Consider the following 9,030-nt stretch of genomic DNA (forward strand, 5'->3'; position numbering starts at 1 on the left):
AAAACAGCATGCTTGCCAGATTTGTGATATATCAATTGGCAGCCTCGGGCAGGGTGACAAAATGCAGTCCTTTTGCTTTAGCGGCCTCCAGTAAAGCAGGGAGTACGGCGACTATAATGGGTTGGTTTTCCTTGGTCCTCGCGGCATTGCCATCATGCAGTAAAACGATAGCGCCCGGGCGCACACCTTCTACGAGTTTTGTTTTTACTTTTTCTGCATTATTTACCCTGGTATCAAAAGCCCGTACAGACCAGCTTGTCAACTGTAGTCCCAATTGTTTCAGGACAGGATCCAGAAACGGGTTGCGCAAACCGGCAGGTGCACGGAAAAAGCGCGGGCGTACCCCTGTTATCCGCTGCAGGGTTTCTTGTCCGGCCAGAATTTCATCGGCCATTTTCTTATAGCCGAACATCGAAAAATAGACACTATGTTGCTGACTATGGTTTTCTATCGCATGTCCGCGCTGAATGATCTCACGGCACAGTTCAGGATATTGTGCTGCTTTAATGCCGATGTGGAAAAACGTAGCTTTGACCTGGTGACGGTCCAATATATCCAGTACTGGAAGTGTGACTCCAGGCTCCGGCCCATCGTCTATCGTCAGCGCGATCTCATTCCGCAGTGCAGCGGCCTTGGGAAGTTGGGTCCAGTTCGCCCCTAACAATGTGCTGCGTGGCCATAAACCGATCAACGAGATCACCAAGTGGTTCAACAGGAATACAGCCAGCCACCAGCGCCACAGGGTTGGGGCTATCACCATGCAGGGCAGTAATGCCACGTGCAGCAAAATAGATGCTTTGATAAACAACGGCGATGGCTTCAATCTGGAAAGAAGGCTTTGAATATTGCCTTGAAACTGAGTCATGATGTTGCAGCCAGTTTTTGGTTTGGGGACGTTTTCCAATGTGCCTGTTGCTTATCCAGAAAGTTAGACCACAATTGCTGCCATACTGGCCAGGTATGATCTCCTGGAAGCTTATCCACCTGCGAGGCAGGTATTGCCTGTTCCATCAGTACAATGCCCTCGGCGAAACGGTCTTCCGTGCCGTACCCAAGATGTATCTCAACTGCTTTTGCATGCTTGAGCCAGAGCCAGTTACCGCGTTCTACATCACCTTCTGCGATCACCCCGGGCTGCCACGTGCTTAGACCGCCAGCATGAATGATTTCACCAGTCGTCATGCGATTGCCAGGATAAGGCGCCATCAGGAATAAACCGTGTATTTGACCTGGATAGTGGTGCGCATGTGCTATCGCGATATAGCCACCTATGGAAATGCCAGCCAGCCAGATAGCCTTGTATTCTGAAATGGCAGGGGCGACTACCTGAAGATTTAATTCATTTAGTGCCGTCTGGTCAGCAATCTGGTCAAATTGCAATTCAGGAAGTATGAGGTCTATGTCCATATCACGTTCGCGCACGGCTCGGACAAAGCCTTGCGAAATAAAGTCCTCAGGCAGGTAAGTGGCGCCTGGCAGCAGGATAATGAGCGTGCTGGCTTTTTGTCCGCTAGTGGCTGAATCGACTAGGTATCGCATCATGGGCCTGCTTTTCGTGCGAAAACTGCGGAGAAAATCAATGCCAGAATGACCCCGGGCGCCACGGTAACGCCCATCGCCTGTAGTACTGGTACAGTAGAAAAAGCGAGCAGGCCGAAGCCGAGCACGGTGGCAATGTTGGCGAACACCAGCGAAGCATAGGTTTGGGACGAGATTGCCTGTTTGCCTGAGGTGGCATTGGGGTTGAAAAACAGGGCGTAGTTGGAACCGATCGCGACAATCAGCAATAAACCGATAAGGTGCAGGATAATCAGCTGTTGGCCAACCAAAGACAGGCCGGCCATTACCGTTAGCACGGCGGCCACTAGCGGAATGATGATGGCTACTAATTGCTTGATAGAACGAAGGGCTATCAATAATAAGCCGATAATCGCCAGCACGCCCGCCAATGACAGCAAGATTGCCTCTTGCATGTAGCTTGAGTAGAGGCGGTTAGACTCAGCTTTCATATCTACAAATAGCGCGTTAGGAATGTTCACCTCGCTCAATGCTTTGCGCACTTGAACGGCATCGATATCGTTGCCAACAGGCATAGTCAGTGGAATCAGTGAGCTCCAGTGCTGGCCTTGTTGTAATAGCATCGCATCCAAAGCCATCGCCATTGAACTACCTTGCAAGTCGGTGCGCTGCAATAAGCGTATTGCACGTTGGCTCTGTACATCTTGCAGAAACGGTTCGAGTAATGCAGCTTTGATGGGCAGGCCTTTCACTGCGGTATTTAGTCTGGATTTGAGTTCTGCACTATCAGGTAGGCTGTTTAACCGGGCTTGCTGGGTAGCCTGGCTCGGCAGGTAGTGACTGGCAGTATCAAAGCCGGCAAGCACACCTTTGTCAACCAAGCCTTGTAAAGTCAGCGATATCTGCTCGGTATGCCTGAGTACTGTTTCCTGGCTGTCGCCAGACACAACGATGACATAACGCACATCCGGCGCGCCCATGCCTCCCCGCAGCCGGGCATCCAACGCCTGGTCAGCGGCGCTTACCGGGCTGAGTGCTGATAGCTCTGTATTCCATAAGCTATCGTGGTGGTTATAGACAATGAAGCCAGATATCACTACCAGCAGGATGGCGGGCCAGCGCAAGATGCTTGCGGATTTAGCGTAGCGCACCAGCCTTTCACCGCTATTGCTGAAATCCTTGATATTAAAATTAGCAGGTAACAAGAATGGCAGTACATAGCGCGTCATCGCCGCAGCAGTAATCAAACCGGCAACCGAATACAGACCTAGCTGCGCCAGGCCGGGAAAGCCTGACATCAATAGCGATGCAAAACCAAACACAGAAGTAAGCACACCCAGCCTGACGGTAGGCCACACAGTGGCTACCCATTTCTTGCGGTTTTGTTCCCTGTTGCCTGTTTGTGCGGTTTGCATGAACAGGTAGATGGAATAATCCACGGCTTCGCCTATTAATGCGGTGCCAAAGCCCAAGGTGATGCCATGCACAACACCAAATGCCAGGCTGACCGACGCAATGCCAGCCAGGATACCGGTCGCGACGGGTAGAAAGCCTAATAACAAAGCAGTCATTGAGCGATATACCGCCCATAACAACAATGCGATCAGCACCGAACTGACGATGAAAATAGCCCTGACCTGCATTTTGATTGTGTCGCGCGCAATCACCGAAAATACGCCGGGCCCGGTCATCAATAAGGTAGGTTTGACGATGGCTGGATCGATGTTTAAAGCTTGGTCAAATTCAGCCCGGATCGCCTGCATAGCCAGTTTCTGGGCATCTGTATCCGAACCTGCAGCACTGGTCTGCAATAACAGTAATGCAGTATTGCCGTCACGCGAAGTCCAGGCACCTTCGAACATATCAGGGCGGTTACTTCCGCTCAAAGCATCGATTAATTGCAGCATTTCGCCGGTTGGGTCATGCGGTAACAAAGATTTAGTAAGCAATCCGGCTGGAGAAGCGATTTGGTCTATGCTGTCGCTAATTGACGTGCGTAAACCGTCGGTACTGAAGTGTTCAGGCGTGACAGCGGGGCTTAGCAGGTAGCGATTTTTAAACAGATATTCACGGTCACGTTCTGCCGTGATTTCTTCGCCATTGTTGACGCTGACAAATGCAGGGTTAACGCGAAGTTTCTGCGCAATGGTTTTAGAAAGCGTAGCACGGGTTTGCGGGTCCGCGCCCTCGATACCGACCAATATCAGGCGTGAAGCCAGACCATCTTTCAACTGGTCCATCAGCAATTGCTGCTCTGCAGTGGGGTGGCTAGGCAGGAATGCCGATAAGTCTGCGGTAAAGTGGCTGCGGCTGATAATCCCCAGACTCAGCAAAACCATCACCAGCCATAGCATAATGGCAGTACGGGCATGTCTGTTTTGCGCAAAAATAGAGGGATTGGTCACGTGAAGTTCTGCTGGTAATAAATGCTATTCAGGCGTTGCCGGTGTGTCAGGGATAGGCGTAATCGTCATTACTGAACTGTCGCCATCGGCCTGTTTGATTTCAATCGTTTGCACCACATTATCCGCGCCACTGATCAAGATGCTGCTCACCACTTTTTTCATCTTTTCCTGACTCGGCAGCAGACTCAGCTTCCAATCTTCCTGTATACCGGTAAGGCTCAACTTATAAGACTTATCCAGGGCTTTGCGGTCGCCAGCCAGGGTGCCGCGGATACTATCAATAAAGGCGGCGATTTCTGGGTAACTTTGCAAAGACAATACATGTTTTTTGCCACGTTGTTCTACAATCAGTTTGTCTTTTTCAAGAAGCATGCTTTCAGGTTTAGGTTTTAAAGTGCGTTTTTCAAGGCGGTCAGGCGCTGTATAAAACAGCTCTCCGGAGGACTCGACTTGTTTGTCCAGCACAGCGATGTTTTTTCTCTCGATAAAGCTGGCGTGCCCGCTTTGGGTGTTTGCCAAAACCCGCATCAGCTGGTCAAGGTCCCAAGTGCTTTCGGCATGGCAGCGAAAAGAAAAGAGACATAACAATAAGCCGGTAAACCCTATCATCAAGTAGCGCTTGCGCGTTAAAGGCATGCCGATATTCATTTTTTTCTTTCTATCAATGCGTCAGGGGTAGATTGCCAGTAATCGAAAAAATTAAACCAATTGTAAGGCGCCAGCCGCGTGTATTGGTTCAGTAGCTCTGTATAACGCGCAATGGCGGCATTGACGACTTGTTCGCGCTGGCCACGCGGAGTCTCTGAAAAATCAGCCAACATTTCAAAATGCACCTGGTAGCGGTTATCGCCCATATACAAACCAGCCATAAATACCACAGGGCGGCGTAACAATGCAGCCATGCGGAATGGACCGGTAGGAATAGCAGCGGTATCGCCCAATAATTCCACTTCCGCCATAGGCTCGTTGCCGAGCGTGCGGTCGGAAAGCATGCCCACCAGCATGCCTTCATCCAGGCGTTGCCGTAACTGCAGCATGGAGTCGATGTGACCCAAAGGAATCACGCCCATCGACGCCTCAGGATTGATGGCAGCCAGCATGGCATTGATTTTCTGTGCATTGTCTTCATGCATCACCATAGACACTTTCAGCCCTGGTAGCTGCCGTCCAATGGCACGCAACACTTCAAAGCTCCCCAGGTGTGCACCCATGAGCAACACCCCCTCGTTGGCGTGGATCAGGGGAAGGATGACGTCTTTACCCTGGATGTCGATATCAAATAAATCGTACTCGCGATTGATCAGGTAAATACGGTCATGGATGGTGGCAGCGAAGCTGAAAAAATGCCGGTACAGATCTCGCCAGGTAGCCGACCTGCCTAATGCGCGCGGTAAATAATTAAGGGAAGCTTTACGGCTGGCAGGTGAGAACAACACAAAATATAAAGCAATCAGATGTAGGGCAGAGCGCGATACCTTACGGCCCAGGCGCAACGATATCCAGCTCATGATATGCAGCATCAGCATATTGCTGCGCTCTTTACGCTGCAGCCAGGGGGCAGACTTCTGGTAAACGCTTTCTTTCGGTTGGGACATAATTAAGCCTTAACCCTTGCGCTGAGGCTGCCAATCACGATCTGTCGTGGATGATCATGGCTGCTACACAAGACCTCGAATTTGATATTGCCATTGGCGAGTTGCTCGTATTCCAGGCTAACGGATTCGCCAGGTGTCAGCGGGCTAAGGAATTTGACCGAACTGATCTGCCAGTCAGTCACGGTCAAGCCAATGTCACGGCGTAAGGCATATAACACTTCATCAAGCAGCACCACGCCCGGCACGATAGGCGTCCCTGGAAAATGGCCTGCGAAAGCCGGGTGGTCGATTGGGATAATGAGTACAGTATTTTTTTTCATATACTTTTATATTCAGTTAACTTGCGATTGCCGCGCATTGGTCATCAGTTGATTAATCAAAGTTTGAAGGGCCTGGCGCGGCAGCTTGCCCGTACTGTTACGCGGCAGGGATTCCGTGAACAATAGCGGCCTCGGTAAAAAAACCGGGTCTAACCGTTTGCGTAACTCGGCCAATATGTGTGTAGCAGTTAAGGTAGGTGCCACCACGCATGCGCTCAAGCGCGTTACATGGTCGTGCGAGCGCTCATATGGCATAAAAAACGCGCCATCAACGACGCCGTCTATACTGGTCAAGTGATGGTTAAGGCTGGCCAGGGAGTGGCGTTTTCCGGCGATATTGATGATGTCCTGCATGCGGCCCTGCAATAAGAATCTATCATCAGCAGTGGGTTCAATGACATCATTGAGCGGGGCGGGAATATCTACATGACCGCCTTCAGCCCAGAGCTTATCATCCACGCGTTTAAAGCGCACATTCGGCATCAACTGCCATTCATCGGTTTGCGTAGTGCGCCGGGTCGCGATCTGGCCAGTCTCTGTACTGCCGTATATCTCAATCAATGGTACGCGCAAGGATGTTTCGGTTTTTTTGGCAAGCCCTTCTGATAACGGCGCAGTCGCGGATAACACCAGTGATATGGCGGGTAATGGCTGTTCTGCGTCTAACAGCAGGCGCAAATGCAGCGGGGTTGAAACCAGAATCCGTTCGCCATGCGTATGGATAAGTGCGTCGATAATATCTTCCGGGTAGAAAGGCTGTCCACTGTGCAAGGCGTTGCCGCTTTGCAACGTCAGTAATACTGTAGATTCAAAACCGTACATATGTTGCGGCGGTATAGTCCCTACCAATGTGTATGCAGTACCAGGCGTCAAATCCAGGCGTTCCGCTTGCGCTCGCACATTGCTCACCAGCGAACCCCAGCTTTTTACATGCGGTAAGGGCATACCGGTTGAGCCAGAAGTAAAAACGATCGCCGCAACTTGTTGCGCATCTATGGATGGGATTTCCGTAGAGCTTGCTTGCAAGCCTGAGCTTAGCGGATAGCGTAATTTGGGGAGCGCAATGTCGCAATCAGGATTGTCGTGCAGGCAGAAAACATCCGTTGCAAAAGCTTGCAGTTGCTGCACCATCTCGATCGTGTGTGTTGGCGGCAGCAAGCTGACCTTGTTACTCACCAATGCAGCCGCAAAACCCACCGCAAAGTGATAACGGTCTCGGCATACATTCAATATATGCTGGCTTGCAGGGAGTATTTTTGCCAGGGCAGCGACATCTGCTAGAAACTGCCCGACCGTGATCGCTGTGTTTTTGCGCCAGGCAATCGTTTCATCAAGACTGGCGTGGCTAACTAAAGGAAGCTTCTGCATGTAAGGTCAGTTAAAAAGCGTCACGCTTGTTTGGAGTCAAGGTACGCGCGGACTGCACCCAGCACATTACCGCTAGGCAAGTCGGTGAGCAGACGACGGCGCACCAGGAATTCTGCAACAAACATCAGTGCTACCAAAGGCAGCGTCAGGAAGTTGACAAAAAATGACCAGGTAGCGAGCGGTGCAAAGAAGTAAAGCAGGGTAGAGAGCACTATCATCAAACCGAAGAAAATCACCCATGCAACAGTTACGTGATGGGCATAGCGTTCGTGGTCAGCTGGTAGTGGCCCGCCATTAATAATCTCGGCAAAGCCTACACATAACGGTTTACGGCCGGCCAGTAGTGTCCTGGCGAAAGTGATCAGCAATATCAGCATCAGCCCTATATCCTGCAACCAGAATATGAAACCGGTATGCTGTTTGATCAGAGGCAATGCCCACCAGCTTGCGATTAAAACCAGCAATATGAAGCTGATGCCCAACAGTTTGGAATCCATGTTTATCGCAAAAGCAAATGCAATTAATAACAGCGGCGCCAAGGCGAGTAGGGCACCTAACAGGCTAGGATGTCCCAGTGTATTCGCGTAATGGACAAGTGCCACAAACGACACGATGACTGATGTAATCACCAGGGCCCGCAGGACTTTAAATGCTTTGGGCATAGCGTCTTCTGATCACCTGAAGTTTCCAAACATGTTACTTGGTTTTATTGGCCGCTACATAATCGGTAAGACTACGCAGTGAGCTGAAAATCTGGTGATTGTTTTCGTTATCGGACTTGAGTTGCAGCCCATAGCGCTTGGAAATGACCAACGCAATTTCAAGGATATCTATTGAATCCAGGCCTAAACCGTCGCCATATAAAGGTGCATCGGGTTCTATCTCATTCGCAGCTACATCCAGGTTTAATGCCTGCACCATCAAGTCAGCGATTTCCAGTTGTAAAGCAGTGTTTTCCGTCATATGAATCTTTAAGTGAAATTGAATAGGTCAAAATTAAATTTGACGTATTTTAGCAGTATTTGTGATTCCTTAAATAAATCCATTTTGGACAAAAATATATTTGTTTATTGGGAGATCTTCTGATTGACCGGATCAACGAAACTGAGTTCGCACGGCTAATTTCAATAACCAAGGCGCAAGCGTTTCTCTAGTCATCAAAAAAGCGATCACTTTCATCGCATGGTAGCGAAAGTTATCTTGTGGTTCCCCTGAAGAGCCCCTATAGTCTCAAGTCCTCAAACCCACCTATATTTAAGAGAGCATCATGAAAAAACTAATAGTCACCATTCAAGTGGAACTAGATATCCCTGACACCTGGGATGTAGTAGAACACCCAGATCAGGTGCAAGCGATCAAAATGGATGATGGACAGTATATGCACATGAGTTTTCTGCCTATGATGACTCGCGACTTCAATGAGGATGCAGAATGGTCAAGCGAATGTTCTGATGCGTTTACAGACGCGGTCTTGGATATGGTTGCAGACGAAGAGGTTTATATGAAGCTTGAGACTCATTAATTTGATCAACTTGGCAGGTGCCTTCACTGGATCACTGGCAATCGCAGTTTTTTCCAGAATCCTGCGAAAAAGCGTTGACAAGATAAGTGCCCGTCATTAATATGGCGCCTTCTTTGAATTGCGGCGCAAAACAAAGAAATGCAGTACCAGGAATAGGGGGTATAGCTCAGCTGGGAGAGCGCTTGCATGGCATGCAAGAGGTCAGCGGTTCGATCCCGCTTATCTCCACCAAGTGATTGAAAATATTGAGTTTTTTAGAAAAATATTTTTATATTATTTGAAATAATGGTATACTGCACATG

At 49.6% G+C, this 9,030-nt stretch carries 10 protein-coding genes and 1 tRNA gene; 2 read left to right on the forward strand and 9 right to left on the reverse strand.

Annotation, left to right across the window (positions count from 1 at the left end):
• Positions 1–31: 31 nt before the first annotated feature.
• Genes VK958_RS06045 through VK958_RS06085 form a run of 9 tightly spaced genes read right to left on the reverse strand, consistent with a single transcriptional unit; the run spans position 32 to position 8,169 of the window.
• On the reverse strand, positions 32–865 hold the full coding sequence (locus VK958_RS06045) for a polysaccharide deacetylase family protein (protein ID WP_325239840.1): 834 nt from the start codon (positions 863–865) through the stop codon (positions 32–34).
• The gene (locus VK958_RS06050; protein WP_325239841.1) at positions 862–1,542 is read right to left on the reverse strand and encodes an alpha/beta hydrolase-fold protein; all 681 of its coding nucleotides are present in this window, start codon (positions 1,540–1,542) and stop codon (positions 862–864) included. Before VK958_RS06050 ends, VK958_RS06045 begins: the two co-directional genes overlap by 4 nt.
• On the reverse strand, positions 1,539–3,923 hold the full coding sequence (locus tag VK958_RS06055; protein WP_325239842.1) for an MMPL family transporter: 2,385 nt from the start codon (positions 3,921–3,923) through the stop codon (positions 1,539–1,541). Before VK958_RS06055 ends, VK958_RS06050 begins: the two co-directional genes overlap by 4 nt.
• A 24-nt stretch (positions 3,924–3,947) precedes the next feature.
• Complete coding sequence (locus VK958_RS06060) at positions 3,948–4,559, reverse strand: LolA-related protein (protein WP_325239844.1); 612 nt, start codon at positions 4,557–4,559, stop codon at positions 3,948–3,950.
• An 8-nt stretch (positions 4,560–4,567) separates the two neighbouring features.
• On the reverse strand, positions 4,568–5,518 hold the full coding sequence (locus tag VK958_RS06065; RefSeq protein ID WP_325239846.1) for an LpxL/LpxP family acyltransferase: 951 nt from the start codon (positions 5,516–5,518) through the stop codon (positions 4,568–4,570).
• A 2-nt stretch (positions 5,519–5,520) separates the two neighbouring features.
• Entirely contained in the window at positions 5,521–5,838 is a 318-nt protein-coding gene (locus VK958_RS06070; protein ID WP_325239847.1) for an ApeI family dehydratase, read from the reverse strand.
• A gap of 12 nt (positions 5,839–5,850) precedes the next feature.
• On the reverse strand, positions 5,851–7,206 hold the full coding sequence (locus VK958_RS06075) for an AMP-binding protein (protein ID WP_325239848.1): 1,356 nt from the start codon (positions 7,204–7,206) through the stop codon (positions 5,851–5,853).
• 20 nt (positions 7,207–7,226) lie between these two features.
• Complete coding sequence (locus VK958_RS06080) at positions 7,227–7,868, reverse strand: COG4648 family protein (protein WP_325239849.1); 642 nt, start codon at positions 7,866–7,868, stop codon at positions 7,227–7,229.
• Positions 7,869–7,902: 34 nt separating this feature from the next.
• The gene (locus tag VK958_RS06085; protein WP_325239850.1) at positions 7,903–8,169 is read right to left on the reverse strand and encodes a phosphopantetheine-binding protein; all 267 of its coding nucleotides are present in this window, start codon (positions 8,167–8,169) and stop codon (positions 7,903–7,905) included.
• A gap of 304 nt (positions 8,170–8,473) precedes the next feature.
• On the opposite strand from VK958_RS06085, the gene VK958_RS06090 reads away from it, so the two are divergent.
• Both VK958_RS06090 and VK958_RS06095 read left to right on the forward strand, forming a co-directional pair.
• Positions 8,474–8,728: a hypothetical protein gene (locus VK958_RS06090; RefSeq protein WP_325239852.1), complete on the forward strand. Its 255-nt coding sequence runs from the start codon at positions 8,474–8,476 to the stop codon at positions 8,726–8,728.
• Between the two features lie 155 nt (positions 8,729–8,883).
• A tRNA-Ala gene (locus VK958_RS06095) sits at positions 8,884–8,959 on the forward strand.
• Positions 8,960–9,030 lie beyond the last annotated feature (71 nt).

Origin of the sequence: Methylophilus sp. (genome assembly GCF_035460085.1) — a bacterium.
In the GTDB taxonomy this organism is placed as follows: Bacteria; Pseudomonadota; Gammaproteobacteria; order Burkholderiales; family Methylophilaceae; genus Methylophilus.